We start from the raw sequence: 18111 nt of genomic DNA on the forward strand, positions 1-18111 counted from the left end.
TTCCCCTCCAAAGGTCTTCTTTTAAAGCTTCTTTATCCGTTCAATGGCTGCTATCGTATTTTCGTAGCTTCCAAAAGCAGTCAGGCGGAAGTATCCTTCCCCACTTGGACCAAAGCCTGAACCTGGTGTACCTACTACATTTGCATTCTCTAACAGATAATCAAAGAATTCCCAGGAGGTCATCCTGTCTGGTGTCTTTAGCCAGATATAAGGTGCATTGACACCGCCGTAAACGGTATAGCCAGCAGCCTTAAGCCCTTCCTTGATTATTCTTGCATTGTTCATATAATAACCAACCTGATCCTTTAGCTGCTGCTTTCCAGCTTCAGAGTAAACAGCCTCACCGGCTCTCTGAATGATATAAGGAGCTCCGTTGTATTTTGTACCATGGCGTCTTGCCCACAATGAATGTAAGGCTACGTCACCACATTTTAAATCCTTTGGAATTACTGTGTAACCGAGGCGGGTGCCGGTAAAGCCTGCATTCTTGGAAAAGCTGCGAAGCTCAATGGCACAGGTTCTTGCTCCCTCACACTCAAAAATGGTATGCGGTACATCTTCCTCGGAAATATATGCCTCATAAGCAGCATCGTAAATAATTACAGCCCCGATACGGTTCGCATAATCCACCCATTCCTTAAGCTGTGCCTTCGTAATGGCAGAACCGGTCGGATTATTTGGGAAGCACAGATAAATCATATCCGGCTTCTCCTTCGGAAGCTCCGGAACAAAACCATTAGCCTCGCTACAAGGCATATAGATTACGTTACCAAAGCTCTCCGTGGCCTGATTAAAGTCTCCGGTACGGCCTGCCATAACATTGGCATCAAGATAAACCGGATATACCGGGTCGCAGACTGCTACCTTATTATCCAAGCTGAAAATCTCCTGAATATTACCGGAATCACTCTTTGCTCCATCACTAACAAAAATCTCATCCGGCTGAATGTCAGCACCCCTATCCTGATAATCATTTTTGGCAATCGCATTTCTCAAAAATTCATAGCCCAAATCCGGTGCATAACCATGAAAGCTCTCAGCCTTTCCCATTTCATCAACAGCACCATGCAGTGCATCAATAATTGCTGGTGCCAGTGGCTGAGTTACATCTCCTATCCCCAGACGGATAATTCCCTTATCCGGATTAGCTGCAGAATAAGCTGCTACCTTCTTTGCAATCGTGGAAAACAGATAGCTTCCCTGTAATTTTAGATAATTTTCGTTAATCTTAAACATAGCTTCCTCCTGTTTATTTACTATTTTAACTCATAGGAAGTGCTGCTATGCCACGCATCTCAATCCGCGGTGCACCACTTCCTTCAATGTACTCTCTGGTAATCGTCACTCTGCCGATATTATCATCCTTTGGAATCTCATACATGATATCCAGCATAAATTCTTCAATAATCGCCCGCAGAGCCCTGGCACCGGTTTTTTTCTCCAACGCCTTTTCTGCAATAGCTTCAATAGCACCTTTGTCAAACTGAAGGTCAACCTCATCCAAAGCAAGAAGCTTTGTATACTGCTTTAAAATTGCGTTCTTTGGCTCTGCTAAAATCTCCATCAGCATTTCCTTAGAAAGACTACTTAAGGTAAAAATCACCGGCAAACGGCCTAAAAATTCCGGTATCATACCAAATTCCCGTAAATCCTCAACAGCTACTTTTTTCAGAATATCCGGGTCTTCATCATATTTATCCTTTAGTTCTGCATTAAAACCAATACCTGCTGTCTTATTCAGCCGTTTTTTGATAACCTTATCCAGCTCTGGGAAAGCTCCCCCGCAAATAAAGAGAATATTTCTTGTATTAATCGTGGTCATAGGAACCATAGCATTTTTGCTGGTTGCTCCCACAGGCACCTCTACATCTGCCCCCTCCAAGAGCTTTAAAAGACCCTGCTGTACGGATTCACCGCTGACATCCCGGCTGGTCGTACTTTTTTTCTTTGCAATCTTATCAATTTCATCAATGAAAACAATGCCCCGTTCTGCCTTTTCTACATCATTATCTGCTGCCATCAGAAGCTTTGATAAGACACTTTCCACATCATCTCCAATATAGCCTGCTTCCGTAAGAGAAGTCGCATCTGCTATCGCCAGCGGCACCTCTAAAAGCCTTGCCAGTGTTTTTACCAGATAGGTCTTGCCACTTCCGGTTGGTCCAATCATCAGCATATTAGACTTTTCAATCTCAATTTCATCCATGGTATTAGTAGCAACCCTCTTATAGTGGTTGTATACAGCAACTGAAATCACCTTTTTCGCATAGGCCTGACCGATGACATATTCGTCCAGCCGTTCCTTTATGATATGTGGAGACGGCACCTTGCGAATATCCAAAACGGGATCGCTGTCTTCTTCCTTTGGCTTCTTCTTTTTCAGCCTCTGATTTTTCGGAATCTCCTGATTCATATTCATATTAGCAAAGCTCATCATATTCGGATTCATACTCATGAAATCCATATAGGGTATATTTCCATTATTCATAGAATCAAAGGTTTTCTGCATACACTCCTGGCAGATGCAGATGCCTCCGGGAATTTTTGTCATCTTTCCAGCCTTGCTTTCCGGCCGGCGGCAGATATAGCATATATCTTCATATTCTTCCTTTTTATCCTCACCCATGTAAGTACCTCTTTCTATTTTTATATCTATTGTAATTTATTCTGCTTTTACTATTTTACCCTACATCCTACTATAGCACAAGTTCCACTTTCTAAATTTTTTCTGAAGCTTTCCACAATTACTACGAAAAAACCAGTGATAAAGTAGGATTTCTCTATCACTGGTTTTTATCTTTTTCCTTTGCTCTGTCACTGCTGGCAAATAAATCAGGTACATATTTTCCCCTCTGCAAGCAGGAGCTTTTTATTTTCCATCTTTATTTCCTTTAAATCATGGGTTGCCATTACAAGTATCTTTGTTTCGTCCAGATAATCATATAAGGTCTGCAAAACCTGTTGTGCATCCCGAACTCCCAAAGAAGCCGTAGGCTCATCTGCTATGATCACATCCGGCCGATTTATCAATGCTCTTGCAACAGCTACTCGCTGCCTTTGGCCGCCTGACAGGTTCCGCACCTTTTTATCCATAAATTCTTCCAGGCCAACCTTTTCAAGAAGCTTCTCGACCTCTTTTTTATGGCTCCATTTCCTTTTATTACTATAAAGCAACGGAATTTTAACGTTTTCAAATACCGTATCGTCTTCAATCAGGGCAAATTCTTGAAATATAAATCCAAAGGCCTGATTCCTCAGCTTGCTTAACTCTCTCATATGAAAATCCCTGCTGTTTTTTCCATCAATATAATATTCCCCTGAAAAATCCCGATCAATCAGCCCAAGCAAACGCAATAAGGTTGATTTTCCCGCACCCGATTCTCCTCTCAAAATCATTCGATCACCTGGCGAAAGAGTCAGAGAAATATCCTGTAAGGCTACTGCTTCCTTATGGTATATTTTTCCTACATTCCTCAGCTCCAGCCTCATTTCATCCCCCCTATTATGAGATTTTCGCTCAAATCCTTCTTTTTCAGTTTTTTCACTATCATAACCAAAATCAGGAAAAGGAAAGTCACATTCACGAGCAGATACATCCACAGTTCTTCTTTTTCAGCAATTCCCAGCAAAAAGCATATGAAATCAGCCAGAAGCAAAATGATCCCATAATACAAACCCAGTCGAAAAACAATATCTGACAATCTGGCTCCCTGAAGCAGGTGCAATGTAAATTCCTTTGCTCTCTTTTTCATCATACCATCTAAAATAATAGAAGTACATAAAAAATAGCAAATTAATAAAATCAACAAAAACGGATACATCTGCCCCAAAATAAAACCAAACTCTTCTCCTGAATATCCCTGCTTTTGTTCTCTTATCTCAACAAAATCCGTACCAACGCTATCCAGGAACTGCTGCATTTTTTCCTTCTCTTTCTTTAAAATATGGGTATTGGATATTATTTCCATAATCACTTCCGTATTTTCTTCACTAATCCACTCAGATAGCTCCGGCTGCTTTATGATAATAAATGCCAATTCATCCGTATTTTCTTCAAGCCCCTCTGTTCCTTTATAGACATAATTCTTTTCCAATTCCTTATCTATCGGATAGCTTTCATCGTTTAAAAAAATTTGCTCTGCTTCTATCGCTTCTTTTCCCGCTGCAATATAAAAATCCTGTTCCGATTTTAAAAAAGGATAAGCCTGCCCCGGATCTCCAAACATTAAATAGGTTCTCACCGGCGCTCCCTTTTTTACCCGCAAACTAAGAGCACAGTAAGAAAATGCATCGTCCCTGTAAACCTCTGACAAATCATCCATCAGCTTCCCGGTATCTTTTAAATCTTTTTCTATCACATAAGTATCAAAGCGGGTATAATCGGAAATATCTGCAGAAGGTCTGTTTTTTATCTCATGTACCAGGGACTGCGTAACTGAAATTAAAGCAAAGGTTACACAACCAAAAAACAGAATGTAAAACACAACCAGGATCCCATCCTTCAACAGATCCTTTAGTGTCAGTTTTATATTATTTAACAGCATTCCATTCCCTCCCCCTTCTGTAATGGATAAAAAATCCCAAATAGTAACCAAGATCGGTAATTCCCACATGGAACAGCCATATCACACCATATTCCCAAAGCTTAATCTGTAAAGAAATTTCTCCTCTTACCAAAAAGGCATAGAAAAAAATAACCAAAAGAGAACCAATTGCATTTACCAGCAAAAAATGCTTTGAAAAAAGAAGAAACATTTTGCTCCTTTTTCCTCCATGCAATTTATGCAGATCCAGAATCTCTTTATTATTAAAAAAATACATAATGCAGGTAAACAAAAAGATGATATAAAGAGAAACTGCCGGCAGTAAAACTATCTTTGTATAAAGCCCTCCTTTTTTCAAACCATCCATAAAAGCATTCCGTACTCCCGTATAACCGCTATCTGTAATAGAATATCCCTCTTTTAAAAGAGCTTCCTTAATCCGGTCTCTTGCCCCGGTATCCCGACTGTCTATATATACCCGGTCACCCAACTCATCCAGGCTCATCTGATTCACAATACATTCCGTATTTTCCTTATATAATTTACTCATCGGATTGATTGAAAACAAAAGCTCATGAACGAGCTCAGTGCCTTCTTTCTCCATTTCGCTAAAAGCATCTATCGGATTTTCCTCACTGGAAACATAGATTCCAGTAGAAGTTTTTTCCCTATAATCCTTTCCTGAAAAATAACGTGTTGTTCCCAGAAAATCTATCGTTTTTTCATTATAAAAATAATAAACCGGATCATAAATTGCCATATAATTTTGTCCTGTATACTCAGAGAGCACTATAATATCCTGATCTTTATCAGCATCAAGGACCTGATCCGTTTTTACTCTCCCACTTTCCGCTACTTCCAAAACAACAAAATTAGGAGATAGCTCAAATGGGGTATCCTGTCTGGCAACACCCCTCAAAATACAATAACTGCAGGCAAAAAGCATTGCGGCTAATATAAAGCAACTTATTACAGCACATAGAATACTCTGTTTCTTATAAGACATGGTTTCCCTCCTTAAAAAAATGTTACATGATATTCTCTTGTTTATCTTATCTTTCTTCCGCTAACAGTGCGGTAGGTTGAATACTTCGTTTCGCTTTTCCAAATAAATAGCTACAGGTTGTTTTTTCTCCTGTATTCCACTTATCTTTTACTGTAACTGTATCCATTCGTTGTTGACTATCTGTTTCACCTTGAGAATTAATTTGTAAAGTTGTTTTTTCTCCCTGTACATTATATACTAATCTTGTATAAGTAGGATAATACCAATATCCATTTTGCTCAAGAACATCCATTCCATAGACAGATACTGTCCCTACATATTCATCTGCAAAATAATCATCTGCATGGTAATTTTGAGCATATGTTCTTGTACTTCCACCAAATCCATTATAACATATAATTTTTCAAAAATTTATGACGTTTTCGGAAAATTTTCTAATTATTTCTTTACTTTTTTATAACAAAAAATAACGCTCATCCCTCCTATAAAATGAGCGTTATTTTTGTCCTGCTTTTTAATATCCAAATCTCTTCAGAAAATCATCTAAAAGTCCATTGTCAAACTGATTTTCCTCAGAGTCCTCCTGATTTGGAATCTGCTGTTGCTGGTTTTTCTGCGCATTCTCCCCTGTAGTAAGAGAATTTAGGGAATCTTTTCCCTGCAGAATAATCTTTAATTCCTTTTCTGCATAGTCACCGTTTTCATTTCTCTTAACAGTAACCGTAATTTCCGTGCCAACCTTGGTATTATTCACCTTCTGCCTAACAGCCTCCATGTTGGTAACTGCATTGCCGTTAATTGCAATGATAATATCGCCCTTTTGCATGCCGCCTTTATCTGCAGCTCCACTCTTTGCTACCTCAGATACATAAACGCCTGTTGGCATATTGTAGAGGTTATTTTCTTCGGTAATATCCATACCGGTAATACCTAAATACCCCTTTTCATCCTCGCTAAGCTTCTGATAATTCATTAGCTCATTAATAATCGGTGTGGCAGAGGAAATCGGAATTGCATAGCCCATGCCTTCTACACTGGTATCTGCGTATTTCACGGAATTGATACCGATAACCTCGCCTCTCATATTCAGAAGTGCACCACCACTGTTTCCAGGATTAATTGCTGCATCCGTCTGTAAAAGCGTCATACTGTTGGAAGATTTGCCACTGCTTACACTGACCTGACGGTCGGTAGCACTGATATAGCCTACGGTAATAGACTGGCCATAGCCTAGGGCATTACCAATCGCTACTACTTTTTCTCCCAGCTGTACGCTGTCGGAGTCACCCAGAGTAGCTACCTTGATGGACTGCAGGGTAGACTGCTTCATATTTTCCAGAGGTACAGAAACTACTGCCAGGTCTGAAGAAGAATCGGTTCCCTTTACTTCTGCTTCTACTACCTCGTTATCTATAAAGCTTACCTGGATAGTCTTCGCATCTGAAATTACATGATTATTGGTCGCAATTAAAAGCTCCTTATTATTCATTCCAACGATAATTCCGGATCCACTTCCCTTCTTGTCTTCAGAGAACTTCTGTCCGAAATAGCTGTAGTTTGCTGTTACTGTACTGGTAATAGATACCATAGAAGGCATGCTGTTCTTTATCAGCTGGGTTAAATCCGTCTCATCCTCTGTAGCACCACTTGTCGTAGTCGTAGTTGTTGTTATCGGCATCTGCACCCTTTCATCACCGCCACGGAAGTAGTCCACTGCAACATCTACCCCCTGGAATACACCGCCAGCTACCAGTCCGAAAACAGCTGCCACTGCTGCCACCTTTACAAGCTTTACACCAAAGCCTTGCTTTTTCTCCTTACTCTGAGTACCAGCCCCACCTGCTGTACCGCTATAGCCCGTCTGTCCCTGGGTGTTCCCCTGATTCCAGTCAGCACTTCCAGCGGTATACCAGTCGGAGTCTCCCGCAGTATGCCAGCCCTGATTTTCCTGGCCTGTACTCTGCTGTGTCTGTCCCTGCTTCTGGTAGCAGCTGCTGTAATCTGCCGCTCCATAATTCTGCTCCTGATTCCAGTTATTTTGTTCATTATTGTTATTATTCTCGTTCATATGATACCTTCCTTTCATCTGCTCTCTCTTCTTTGTTTCTAGTGCTATTCTAACAATAATTTGTGTTCAATCTGTGAAAGTATTCTTAATAAACTATGATAAATCTATGTTTTTCCTGTGAAAAAAAAGGAAGGCAAATAGCAAAGCCTTCCTTTTCTTATTATTCCTGCTTTTGATTAAATGCCTCCACAACTAAATCTGCCTGTCGCTGCCCCTCTTCATGGAGCTTGGAAAGATATGCAAAAGCACTTCCCATATACTCCCGTTCTTCGCCAAACAAAGCTACCTCATAACAGCTTCTTATCACGTTAATAATACAATTTGCAAAATGCATCTCTCCACAGGAACGGCATATTTTCAATATATTTGCAATCCCTGTTGCCATATCCTCCTCGCAGTAGAGCTTGGTATCTCCGACAGGAATCTGATCCATACCATTTTCTACATAGGTTACTTTATCCTTTAAGCAATTAGTCAGGCATTTTTTGGCATATCCTACCAGACATTCCTCTTTATCGCAGCCACCACATACGCCTTCTGTCAGACAGACATTACCCAAATCCTTGAGGGCTATTTCATCATTCAGTTCTTCATACATAATTCCCATAGCAGTTCTCCTTTGTTTTTATTAACGATGATTAAAATATTATTTATTAATTATACTCCGGATTCTGCGATAGTACAAGCTTTTTTCATGACAATTCCCTCTTATTTCCCGTCTTTAGGATTTAGCAGCATATTTCTTTGAGAGTTAATTATATATCATTTTTCAGTAAGTCAGCATAATTGCTGGCTTTTTTGTTATTCAAAAAAAATTGACAAAATTTCTTTTTATCTGTTGTATAAATAGTGCTATGCTACTATACTATAAGAGGGTGATTTTTGTGGCATACTTTCTTAAAAAAACTAATAATAAAAAAGGTACTTATCTTCAGATTCATTCAAGCTTTTATGATCCTGAGCGTGGACATACAGCTCATAAAGCATACAAACCTGTTGGCTATGTTCACGAACTTCAGACAAAAGGAATTGATGATCCTATCGCATTTTATAAAGAAGAAGTTATTAAACTCAACCAGGAACTTAAGGCTGCTAAAGATGCTTGTTTGATTTTACTTGTTTGTATGCCTTGTTAAGGTTTTCTTCTCGCAAAATCAGCTCCAAAAGATTGTTCGTCCAATAGTCTGTGATGACACCGCTCTTTTCAGTAATCTTAGAGTAGTCGGACACTTCTGCATACTCTTTCTGTTCCGCAGATACCATTTGCAGATAGTCCTCCATATGAAGTTGTCTGTCCTTAAGTCCATCATTGGTTACTTTCATTTACTCACATCTCCTAAAGTTCAGTCCTTTCCACCATGTTTGCAACCACAATGGTACTATGACCTCTGCTGACTTCTTACCATTTGTTGTTACTACAAGTTTCGTACTCTGTTTCCACTTGCTGGCAAGACCTCCCTTGGTACCACACGTTTCTTTCTCTCCATATATCTGCCACATTTACCATAGTTAATTCCGAGTAGTTATTGGACTTTAGTTTGTTATGCAACCTTATCCTTAACTATAGCCTGATGTGATTTCTGTTCGTCAGACCAGAGATTTGCCGACAGCTTCCTTCAGATTCCACCTCACGATGGACACCCTTGCTGTTCGGCTATACACTTCCTCGTTGCCTAGGCGTGTTCGGGACTTTCACCCGTTAGAGCGCGCCCATGGCGCGCAAACAAAAGGACCGGACTCCAGATATAATCTGTTGTCCGATCTCTTTATATTTAACATTTCTATTTTTCCTTTTATCAAAAATCTCTTAAATATATCTATTTGGAATCTATACATTATAAGAAACTTTATTTCAAAACTAAACTGTTTTCTAATCTCTCCTTGAGTTTCACATAAAACTTTTTATTCATACTCATTTATTAATTATATCTCTTGGATATAAAGATAACATCTGACTTTTTAGCGTTTCTATAATCTGCAATGTTTCTTCTGATGTAACAAAAAACTCATTATTCATTACATCCTTATAAGTAACATATGTTGTATCACCCGATATTGACATTATCACATTCTGATGATCTTCATAACAAAAAACTGGTGTAATATAAAAATCGTCGTACAATTTAACTACTAGGGTTCCAGTTTCTATATCTTCACTTACAGCCTCCCCAAATACCAAATATTCCTTTCCAACCTCCATGATATTCACAAATCCTCTTTCAATCGAGTCAGGATTTCCATCTAAAACTAATTGCCAATGTTTAGAAAAAATATATATTTCTTCACCTTTTTCCAATTCATTACCTGCATATACTTCCCTAATTACTACCTTCTGCCTGTCCACCTGAAACAAATGCTCAATTTCTCCAGTCACTTCTACTCTTAATATAATAGCTGAATTGGGCAAGCTTTGGGACATGACATCACATTCATTCTCTGCAATACTTTCTGCTAATTCTGTAACCTGAATCTGCGCCAGATAATTTTCTTCTTTCACCAAATCTGTATATGTCTGTTTTTTCACAATACCAAACGCCATTACTGCTAAAAATACACATACGGTAAAAAACAATAATAACTTTTGCCTCATAAACTCGCCTCCTGCTTTATTACCTGACCATTTTCTACTCTGTACCATTCATCTGACAAAACCTGAATATCCTCTTTATTATGACTTGCCACCAAAATCAATGCCCCTCTTGCTTTTTCCTCTAAAATGATTTTTCGGATTTCCTCTACCCCCGTTTCATCAAGAGCATTTGTAGGCTCATCTAACATAATTACATCAGGTTTTTCCATAATAGCCTGAGCAATTGCAAGACGCTGTTTCATTCCAAGTGAATATTTTCCATATAATCTTTTATCATATGGATTCAATCCAACACGGGTAATAGCTTGAATTATCTCTTCCTGCCCAATTCTCTTTGTCAAGTTGGCAAGATATGTAAGATTTTGTATACCTGTAAAGTTAGGATATAAACCTGCATTTTCTATGATAATTCCCAAACTCGGCAATACTGAAAAATCTTTGTGAAGAATTTTTTCTTCCCATACAATGCTACCAGAATCTATTTTCATTAGCCCCGATAATGCTCGAAACAACATTGTTTTCCCTGATCCATTTTTTCCGACAAATCCATATACGTTTCCGCTTTTTAAACAAAGACTAACATTAGAAAGTATCGCTTTTTCTCGTATCGTTTTGTTTATGTTTTTTGCAACTAATTCCACTTATGCTACCTCCGTTTCCAAATCTGAAACCAATAAATCGTACTCTTTTATAATAAACGCACCTGTAGATGTAATAATTATTCCAAACAGCAAAAACATTATTAGGGAACACTTCAAATCTACTTGCATATCAGATGATGTTAGAACTTGATTGGCACTTACCATATTACTGCTATGCCAGCCCAATACCAGATGGGCAATAGGATTCCATTTTAAAACATTTCCATAAGATAACTTACCATCATAATATTTTACAATCAAATCCATAAGATTTAACAACACTATACAAACCAACTGTACAGAAATCACTAACGCATATGCGGTACTGCTCCCCAAATATATAGCAAGCAAATTTACTGAAAGTGTCATTCCATACATCCACAACGAATGGATTAGAAGATGATATGCCATCAACACTATTCCTGCACTGTCTATCTGCAATCCGTAGCGGCTGGCAGTTGTAAGTATTGTTACTGCCAGTAAAAGCATATTAAATATACATACTGCCCCTCCTAAATAACTGACTTCCCCAATATACCATCTCACACGATGCGGATAACGTGAAAAAATATAAATGCTTGCTGTACAAAAATGACGATATAACATAATTCCTGCATACAATTCAAAAATAAACTCGGGAAACAATCGCATTGCAAAAGATGCAAGTTCAGAATATGAAAAACCCAATACGAAACTACCTCTTGAACCACTTAGCTGTAAAATCATTTCTGAGAGCGAAGTTACCCCATTATGTGGATTTATATACATCACAGAAAGATATACACCACTTACTACCGCTATCAAAAACAATAGCCGATACCTATACTTCATTACAAACAATCCTTTCTTCCGCTAACACAGATAGCGCCTATCAAAAATAGAACAAGCCCAAATATACCTATTAACCCGAAACTTATACTCTTTAATTCATCATTAAAAAGCAGAACATAATCATACCACTTGATACTAGGTGCTTCTTCCGGAAAACCATTCGCTAATATCGTTGACATATTTAAAGCAACAAAGACTGGCAGAAAAAGAAAAATATTATATTTAACTCTTTTAATTGAAGATACCGCCACGGTAAAAACACCAAACAACCCTGATACAGCTCCAAAAAAAAGCGTCCCAATCACAGCATAAAGACAAGGGGAATATAGGTATATACTTTTCATAAAGTAATGATTTACACCAATTCTGTAAGCACTATCATATATTGACAGATTTGATAAATCACCCGTTGCAGAAAGAGGAAATGACAGACAATTCAAAATAATCTCCAATAAAAAAGGTACTGTAAAAATAATCATTGTTGTCAAAAATGCGGACAAGTATTTACTTACCAGATATGTAAAATTTCCTAATCTGGAAACCAAAAAAAACCTTGTGCCAATCTGATATTCCCTTGCCAACGAAAACCCCGCCGGACATACCACTAAAAGCGGATATAGTTGTATCAACAATAGTGTATTTGTTGCATTCCAATTTGTACGATTATAACTTAACAAAAGCAATTTCATTGGTTGATACATCTCCAAAATATCTCTGTCTTGAAAATATAGCACATTACCAATAAAATTGATAATTACTATAAAAAATAAAACATAAAATACACAAACGGTTTCCTTTTTTTTCAACATAAAAGCAGTTTGTGATATTGTAGTTTTAAATATCATATAAAAATTCTCCTATAAATATATTATTTGTAGACAAGATGTAGCAAATGGTGAGCATTGTCGATAATATTACGTTATATAATCACTCACCATTTGCTATAAATATGTTTTCAAACTCTATCCTGCAATTATTTTCCCCTATAATTCACAACTGCCTCAGCCGCCGAGCTTGTGTTCCCTCTGAACTGGATATATACCGTTTTTAATGACAAATATCCGTCCTTAATAGGAAGTTCCTCATATCCTTCGCCTTCTTTCAAAACCACATAATCTTTTTTCATTATCAGCGTTCCTGAAGAGTTTACAACACGTGATTGTATCTTTGAAAAATTATCATTGCCACTTGTTGGATATACAGAATCACAGCTTGCTTCTATATAAGAATAATTTCCTGTTCTTGTCACATCCTTTTTGGTAGTCCATGCCTGATCTTTAGGCAAAGAAACCACTACATTGGTAGCCGCCAAAGCAGATATTGACATCATGCAAAACATTGCCATTGCGACAATTACTGTTGTAATTTTCTTTTTCTTATTCATTGCGTTTTCCTCCATCTCACAAACAAGTTTAAAGTTGCCATCACACTAGATTTTATCCATCTCTAATCATATAAATCCCCCCTTCTATTAATATAAATGAATTTTAACAAATTCAATCCATAACAACAATATCTCTTGCAGAAAGTGGATATTTTGAGCAGAAAATGGACACAAAAGTTGCTTTACCATATTTATGATAAAACTGCTTGCTTTAAAATACTATGCACTTATTAATCTGCCTATCTTCTAACAATCTGCATTGATAAATACTCAACAAATTCTTCTGGGCCTGGCAATCGTCCTGATCCAAACAGGCTATCCCACTTATGTCTCGTTGTTCAAAAAACAACCATAATAGCTTTCTCCATTTCCTCTCTAATTTCACTTTCACTTTTTCCCTCTCTTTTAGCATTTTTTTAATTTCATCTTTAGCAGCTCTCTTATTCAATCGTCTTTTCCTTTCTTGTAGTATAACTTCTTATCTATAACATTTTATAACTGATATGTTAATTCTAACTAATGTATACTTAATTAGTCAAACAGTTTGTGTCTACTTAATATGACACTTTTCGACAGGAGGTACACAATTGAGCCAAAACGGAAGTATTAAAATTCACTTAGGGCAACTACTCAAAGAGTCTGGTTTAAGTAAAAACAAATTCTGTCAGAAAGCAGAAATTCAACGTTCTCAACTAAATGGATATATCAATAATTCCATTACTCGGCTGGATACGGAAGTGCTTGTGCGAATATGCAAGACACTAAATTGTTCCATCTCGGATCTATTGGAGTATATTCCACCTGATGAAAAAATAGGGTAGAGGGAGAATAATTTTCTCGCCCCTCCCATTGAACCGTACGTACGGGTCTCGTATACGGCTCTACAATTTACATTCCAACTTTCACTAAGTAATAGGATAAGGGATTGAGCAGACCTGCTCCATCTTTTATCCTATTTTCAAGTAAATCTTTACTGATAATGAAATTTACTACGTCCATTCCACTTCTTCTGTACCAACCAAGTCTTGAATTCGCCACCTTATAAATATCTTCATGGCTAAATCCATTTCGATTCTTCCAGTTTAGATAACACAGATTTCTGTAGATGGTTTTCGGTTTCTTCCATTGCTTCATGACTATAATTCTTATTTTGTGTCTCAGCCATTGTCCAAACTCTTCTATAAACTGCTTCATCAACCCAATTCTAAAGTAATTTATCCATCCTCTCACAATCTCATTTACTCTCTTGATTGTGACTACCAGAGGTCTGGCGATTGCTTTCCCTCTTTTCAGATATTCACTCAGCTTCTCCTTGAGTTTCTTTTTCTTTTCAGTGGTAGGTTTTACTTTCCATTCACCACCATTTTTCAGAAACGTGAAGCCCAGATATTTACTTCGTGTCGGTCTGACTACCTTTGTTTTGGTTACATTCACTTTCAAGAATAATTTCCGTTCTAGCCAGCTACTTATAGACTTCATTACACGATTGGCTGACATTTCACTTTTTGTGAAAATCAGCACATCGTCCGCATACCTTGTAAATCGCAGTCCCCTTTGTTCCAGTTCTTTATCCAGTTTATTCAAATAGATATTTGAACACACAACTGAAAGAGGTCCGCCCTGTGGCACTCCGGTGATAGTCGCTTTTTCCAGACCATTTTCCATTACCCCTGCTTTCAGATATTTCCGAATCAGATTTAATGTGGTACTGTCATTTACTTGTTCTCTTAGTATCTGAATTAATTTGTCGTGATTTACCTTATCGAAAAACTGTTCTATATCTATATCCAATACCCATTCATATCCATCATTCAAGTACTCCAATGCCTGTCTGATGGCATCGTGACAACTTCTCCCTGGTCTGAAACCATAGCTATAGTCACTGAATATTTCTTCATATATTTCCGATATTGGCTGTGCTATTGCCTGTTGAATAGTCCTGTCAAGTGCCGTTGGTATTCCTAGTGGTCTTTTCTTACCATTGTCTTTTGGAATATATACTCTTCGTACTGGTTTCGGTATATAAGTTCTGTTTCTAAGGGATGTAACGATTTTCTCTCTGTTCTCTCTTATATAATCTCCCAGTTCTTCTACAGTAACTCCATCAATCCCACTTACACCTTTATTGGCAACTACCTTTTTATAGGCTCTGTTCAGATTTTCTTTTGCTAAAATCACTTCAATCAATCCCATTGTTGTTACTCCTCTGACCTATCTCAAAATTCATACATAACACCCCTCTAGGTATAAACAGTATTCCTCGGTTACGCTCCTACTTTTCCTGTCCACCCGATTTCTGGCTCATGTATTCTTTTAAACATAACGATTCGTACTATAAATCGTTTCTGTCCTTCGGCTTTCGCCTACTATGACATCATCTGACTCCCTCTCCAAACCTTTTTCGACCATACCTTTCAGTATGTGAGTAGGGTCTCCCGAGGTAAGACACTAATCTTTCGTTCCACAACCTCTTGATTTACAACTTCGGTTTACGTTTACCATTAGGGCTTCGGTTTGTCTAGCAACCTTACCCACCTAATCGCCTTATCAAGTTTCTGTTCGTAGGCTCAAGAACTTTGCTACACCACTTCCTTCATCCATACCATTACTGGCACCGACTTGTGGTTCACTACACTTGGCGGTAAATACCCGTGACTGGACTTTCACCAGTAAAATTAGTGCCATGCTCGGCACACAAGCAAAAAGGGGCGACCGATATGGTAACCCCTTTTAAACTAATTCTTTTCTATCAACTCTATTTGCTCAACATTTAGAAACTCCCCATGTTCTTTATTTAATTCCTTTTCACTGACATTAAGCTTAATCCTATCAGCTACTTTTAAATCATCAAATTTTAAATATTCTAACTCTGTTGAATTCTTGGTTTTAAATATTTTGTTGCCAATTTCTAAATCTTTACAGTTTATTTTTGCCTCAGTTTGCAAAACTTTTTTACCACTTTCGACTCCGACTACTGTTAGTATTTTATCATTATAATTTCTTGACAGTATTTCTGCATCAATCCCCAAATACACTAATTTTTCTTCCTTCTGTGAGCAAGCCATTAAAGCAAAGAGCGAGCTAATTAAAAGAATTCCAACAACTATTTTTTTCATTTTGATTTTACCTGCTATTATTTATATATGAATTTATATAAACCATCAGCTTCTCCATCACTGGTTAATTTTACTGAATAACCTGCTACTCCTCTTTCGGTACTAATCAACCCATCACCCCAATTACCATGAAGTTCTAAATCGCCTACTACCTTATTATAGTATGGGTAAAATCCTATATATCCCTTTTCTCCTGCCCTTAAGTTCACAGTATATGATGTCGATGTGCTTGCAGAAGATTGCCAACCTATAGTAGCTCCTGCTTGTATTGCAGACTTTTTATCTTGAGAACCAATTGACGCTGAGAAAAAATGTGTTGATGTGTATCCTACATTTTTAGTAATTGATCCCCCACCTCTAGGTGCGACTAAATCAGCCGAAACCTTCTTTAGTGAACCAGTATACAGAGTAGGTTCGCTCGTTTGTCTAAATACATACCAGTTTCTATAATCTCTTAGCATGATTTTATCATTGATCTTGTTGCTATTTGTTTCTTTAAGATTTATATCTTCACTTCCGGCATTTTTCGTAATACTATCTGCTTCTGTTTTAGTAAGGTAATTAACGCTACCATCTTTATTTAGAGTAAATGCTATGACATTTGCTCCCACTGATTCATCATAATAAATATTTTCTCTATTAGTCAAATCAATATTTTTATTTTCCTGTGCAAATACATTGTTAGTTGGTGCAATCATCAATGCTGCCATCATTATAGTCGCTATCCCTGTAGCAAATAATCTTTTCCCAAACATTTTCTTCCTCCTTGATTTTATTATTATCATCATTCAAAAATTCTATCGTAAAATAACTTAATCTCCGTTCTTATACCTCTGAGGATTTTTATAGTTCATTAACACCACTCCTCGTATAATAAGTTTGTAAGCAAGAAAAACCGCTTACAGACTTATTCTTTTTTTTGGTATAAATGGTAAGGACATCTAAGAGGAACTCCCCTCATCCCGATTCCCATCTATACAGTCAATAGTTTCATTTCAATATAGGTAGATCCTATGGTATGATATCAGGCAGAGTCTGATGTCCGAAGGCACTGCTGTTTCTCCTTTCAGCCGGCTTAGTCCGAGACTGCTTCAATAGCATTCAGCCTAGCACATACGGCACATTCCGCTGACACAGAATTTTCATCCCCAGCCGTTAGCCCCAGCAAGAAAGGCTGACTGGGTGCATGCTCATTGCGCGAGGTTTCGGTCACCGTATGCAGCACAGGATAAACCTTTTGCTTCAGGCTTCACAAATCCCCATCGGAATGGAGGTGATATCATGTTAAAGATCAACTATTTGTCCACCTTGTTTGTAGGTATTGATGTAAGCTCAAAGACCAATGCCGTCTATGCTATGGACTTTGAGGAAAACAAATACATCTCATCATCGTTTGGCAATAATCAGCCGGGTGCCGATAAGCTTGTAAATATGATTGCCGAGTGTATGCAGAAGCATAAAAACCTGGATACGATTCTTATCGTGCTGGAATCTACTTCTGTATACAGCGTGCATATTTCAAGTTTCCTATCGACCAGCGAGGTTCTCATGCCCTACAAGCCTTACGTCTTCTGTGTAAACCCAAAGGCCACTTCGAATTACCGGAAGTCCTATCTCGGAATGGAAAAGACCGATCCCACAGATGCATATCTCATCGCAGACTTTGGCAGGGTAGGTCGCACGAAAAAACTGGAACCATGGCGCGACGGACAGTTCATAGCCCTGAAACGCCTTACACGGCACCGCATGCACCTTTCTGAATGCATCACCAGGGAGAAGACTTATATGGTCTCTAATCTTTATCTGAAGTTCAGTGAGCTTCAGCTCCCTGAAGGTGATGACAAGCCCTTTGGTAGCCTCTATGGTGCCACATCCTCAGCTGTCCTGACGGAATTTTTGTCTCCACAGGAGATTATCGATATGCCGGAAGA

19 protein-coding genes and 1 pseudogene are annotated in these 18111 nt (G+C 38.0%); 3 read left to right on the forward strand and 17 right to left on the reverse strand.

What is annotated here, in order from left to right; all coding sequences use genetic code 11:
• Positions 1-21: 21 nt before the first annotated feature.
• From ASU35_RS04775 to ASU35_RS04810, 8 genes are all read right to left on the reverse strand, one after another.
• A complete protein-coding gene (locus tag ASU35_RS04775) occupies positions 22-1236 on the reverse strand; it encodes an LL-diaminopimelate aminotransferase (protein WP_058351915.1) in 1215 nt (404 codons plus the stop codon).
• A gap of 25 nt (positions 1237-1261) precedes the next feature.
• Positions 1262-2626 (reverse strand): ATP-dependent Clp protease ATP-binding subunit ClpX, encoded by a 1365-nt coding sequence (gene clpX, locus ASU35_RS04780; protein ID WP_058351916.1) that lies wholly within the window; start codon positions 2624-2626, stop codon positions 1262-1264.
• 206 nt (positions 2627-2832) lie between these two features.
• Positions 2833-3489, reverse strand: coding sequence for an ABC transporter ATP-binding protein (locus ASU35_RS04785; protein WP_058351917.1), 657 nt, complete (start codon positions 3487-3489; stop codon positions 2833-2835).
• Positions 3486-4544 (reverse strand): hypothetical protein, encoded by a 1059-nt coding sequence (locus ASU35_RS04790; RefSeq protein ID WP_058351918.1) that lies wholly within the window; start codon positions 4542-4544, stop codon positions 3486-3488. Before ASU35_RS04790 ends, ASU35_RS04785 begins: the two co-directional genes overlap by 4 nt.
• Positions 4531-5550 (reverse strand): hypothetical protein, encoded by a 1020-nt coding sequence (locus ASU35_RS04795; protein ID WP_058351919.1) that lies wholly within the window; start codon positions 5548-5550, stop codon positions 4531-4533. The genes ASU35_RS04790 and ASU35_RS04795 overlap by 14 nt, the downstream gene beginning before the upstream one ends.
• Positions 5551-5596: 46 nt before the next feature.
• Entirely contained in the window at positions 5597-5842 is a 246-nt protein-coding gene (locus ASU35_RS04800; RefSeq protein WP_058351920.1) for a hypothetical protein, read from the reverse strand.
• 222 nt (positions 5843-6064) lie between these two features.
• The gene (locus tag ASU35_RS04805; protein WP_058351921.1) at positions 6065-7618 is read right to left on the reverse strand and encodes a S1C family serine protease; all 1554 of its coding nucleotides are present in this window, start codon (positions 7616-7618) and stop codon (positions 6065-6067) included.
• 160 nt (positions 7619-7778) lie between these two features.
• On the reverse strand, positions 7779-8225 hold the full coding sequence (locus tag ASU35_RS04810) for a hypothetical protein (RefSeq protein ID WP_058351922.1): 447 nt from the start codon (positions 8223-8225) through the stop codon (positions 7779-7781).
• 277 nt (positions 8226-8502) lie between these two features.
• Between ASU35_RS04810 and ASU35_RS04815 the strand changes: the two are divergent.
• Positions 8503-8721, forward strand: a pseudogene (locus ASU35_RS04815) (IS1634 family transposase); the annotation flags it as partial.
• Here the strand turns inward: ASU35_RS04815 and ASU35_RS04820 are convergent.
• From ASU35_RS04820 to ASU35_RS04845, 6 genes are all read right to left on the reverse strand, one after another.
• Complete coding sequence (locus ASU35_RS04820) at positions 8711-8941, reverse strand: hypothetical protein (protein WP_058351924.1); 231 nt, start codon at positions 8939-8941, stop codon at positions 8711-8713. The pseudogene ASU35_RS04815 and the gene ASU35_RS04820 overlap by 11 nt on opposite strands.
• 589 nt (positions 8942-9530) lie before the next feature.
• The gene (locus tag ASU35_RS04825) at positions 9531-10208 is read right to left on the reverse strand and encodes a hypothetical protein (RefSeq protein ID WP_058351925.1); all 678 of its coding nucleotides are present in this window, start codon (positions 10206-10208) and stop codon (positions 9531-9533) included.
• Positions 10205-10849: an ABC transporter ATP-binding protein gene (locus tag ASU35_RS04830; RefSeq protein ID WP_058351926.1), complete on the reverse strand. Its 645-nt coding sequence runs from the start codon at positions 10847-10849 to the stop codon at positions 10205-10207. The genes ASU35_RS04825 and ASU35_RS04830 overlap by 4 nt, the downstream gene beginning before the upstream one ends.
• Complete coding sequence (locus tag ASU35_RS20085) at positions 10850-11680, reverse strand: hypothetical protein (RefSeq protein ID WP_242861201.1); 831 nt, start codon at positions 11678-11680, stop codon at positions 10850-10852.
• Positions 11680-12525, reverse strand: a complete 846-nt coding sequence (locus ASU35_RS04840) for a hypothetical protein (protein ID WP_058351928.1) — start codon at positions 12523-12525, stop codon at positions 11680-11682. The genes ASU35_RS20085 and ASU35_RS04840 overlap by 1 nt, the downstream gene beginning before the upstream one ends.
• A gap of 128 nt (positions 12526-12653) precedes the next feature.
• Positions 12654-13064, reverse strand: a complete 411-nt coding sequence (locus ASU35_RS04845) for a hypothetical protein (RefSeq protein WP_058351929.1) — start codon at positions 13062-13064, stop codon at positions 12654-12656.
• Between the two features lie 587 nt (positions 13065-13651).
• Here ASU35_RS04845 and ASU35_RS04855 point away from each other — a divergent pair.
• Positions 13652-13885, forward strand: coding sequence for a helix-turn-helix domain-containing protein (locus ASU35_RS04855; protein ID WP_058351931.1), 234 nt, complete (start codon positions 13652-13654; stop codon positions 13883-13885).
• A gap of 67 nt (positions 13886-13952) precedes the next feature.
• On the opposite strand, the gene ltrA is transcribed toward ASU35_RS04855, so the two are convergent.
• The 3 genes from ltrA to ASU35_RS04870 all read right to left on the reverse strand — a co-directional run bounded on the left by ltrA (position 13953) and on the right by ASU35_RS04870 (position 16935).
• Positions 13953-15257 (reverse strand): group II intron reverse transcriptase/maturase, encoded by a 1305-nt coding sequence (gene ltrA, locus ASU35_RS04860; RefSeq protein WP_058351932.1) that lies wholly within the window; start codon positions 15255-15257, stop codon positions 13953-13955.
• A gap of 542 nt (positions 15258-15799) precedes the next feature.
• Entirely contained in the window at positions 15800-16180 is a 381-nt protein-coding gene (locus ASU35_RS04865; protein ID WP_058351933.1) for a lipoprotein, read from the reverse strand.
• A gap of 17 nt (positions 16181-16197) precedes the next feature.
• Positions 16198-16935: a hypothetical protein gene (locus ASU35_RS04870; RefSeq protein WP_058351934.1), complete on the reverse strand. Its 738-nt coding sequence runs from the start codon at positions 16933-16935 to the stop codon at positions 16198-16200.
• Positions 16936-17461: 526 nt separating this feature from the next.
• Between ASU35_RS04870 and ASU35_RS04875 the strand changes: the two genes are divergently transcribed.
• Positions 17462-18111: IS110 family transposase (locus ASU35_RS04875; protein WP_147525372.1), on the forward strand; the 650-nt coding region annotated here is incomplete at its 3' end.

Source organism: Acetivibrio ethanolgignens (assembly GCF_001461035.1).
Lineage (GTDB): Bacteria > Bacillota > Clostridia > Lachnospirales > Lachnospiraceae > Velocimicrobium > Velocimicrobium ethanolgignens.

Excerpts from the sequence above, each read along its gene's own strand:
- ASU35_RS04805 (WP_058351921.1), bottom strand. The coding sequence starts at position 7,618 with ATGAACGAGAATAATAACAATAATGAACAAAATAACTGGAATCAGGAG.
- ASU35_RS04810 (WP_058351922.1), bottom strand. The coding sequence starts at position 8,225 with ATGGGAATTATGTATGAAGAACTGAATGATGAAATAGCCCTCAAGGAT.
- ASU35_RS04865 (WP_058351933.1), bottom strand. The coding sequence starts at position 16,180 with ATGAAAAAAATAGTTGTTGGAATTCTTTTAATTAGCTCGCTCTTTGCT.
- ASU35_RS04790 (WP_058351918.1), bottom strand. The coding sequence starts at position 4,544 with ATGCTGTTAAATAATATAAAACTGACACTAAAGGATCTGTTGAAGGAT.
- ltrA (WP_058351932.1), bottom strand. The coding sequence starts at position 15,257 with ATGGGATTGATTGAAGTGATTTTAGCAAAAGAAAATCTGAACAGAGCC.
- ASU35_RS04775 (WP_058351915.1), bottom strand. The coding sequence starts at position 1,236 with ATGTTTAAGATTAACGAAAATTATCTAAAATTACAGGGAAGCTATCTG.
- clpX (WP_058351916.1), bottom strand. The coding sequence starts at position 2,626 with ATGGGTGAGGATAAAAAGGAAGAATATGAAGATATATGCTATATCTGC.
- ASU35_RS04785 (WP_058351917.1), bottom strand. The coding sequence starts at position 3,489 with ATGAGGCTGGAGCTGAGGAATGTAGGAAAAATATACCATAAGGAAGCA.
- ASU35_RS04800 (WP_058351920.1), bottom strand. The coding sequence starts at position 5,842 with ATGGATGTTCTTGAGCAAAATGGATATTGGTATTATCCTACTTATACA.
- ASU35_RS04820 (WP_058351924.1), bottom strand. The coding sequence starts at position 8,941 with ATGAAAGTAACCAATGATGGACTTAAGGACAGACAACTTCATATGGAG.
- ASU35_RS20085 (WP_242861201.1), bottom strand. The coding sequence starts at position 11,680 with ATGAAGTATAGGTATCGGCTATTGTTTTTGATAGCGGTAGTAAGTGGT.
- ASU35_RS04825 (WP_058351925.1), bottom strand. The coding sequence starts at position 10,208 with ATGAGGCAAAAGTTATTATTGTTTTTTACCGTATGTGTATTTTTAGCA.
- ASU35_RS04845 (WP_058351929.1), bottom strand. The coding sequence starts at position 13,064 with ATGAATAAGAAAAAGAAAATTACAACAGTAATTGTCGCAATGGCAATG.
- ASU35_RS04870 (WP_058351934.1), bottom strand. The coding sequence starts at position 16,935 with ATGTTTGGGAAAAGATTATTTGCTACAGGGATAGCGACTATAATGATG.
- ASU35_RS04795 (WP_058351919.1), bottom strand. The coding sequence starts at position 5,550 with ATGTCTTATAAGAAACAGAGTATTCTATGTGCTGTAATAAGTTGCTTT.
- ASU35_RS04840 (WP_058351928.1), bottom strand. The coding sequence starts at position 12,525 with ATGATATTTAAAACTACAATATCACAAACTGCTTTTATGTTGAAAAAA.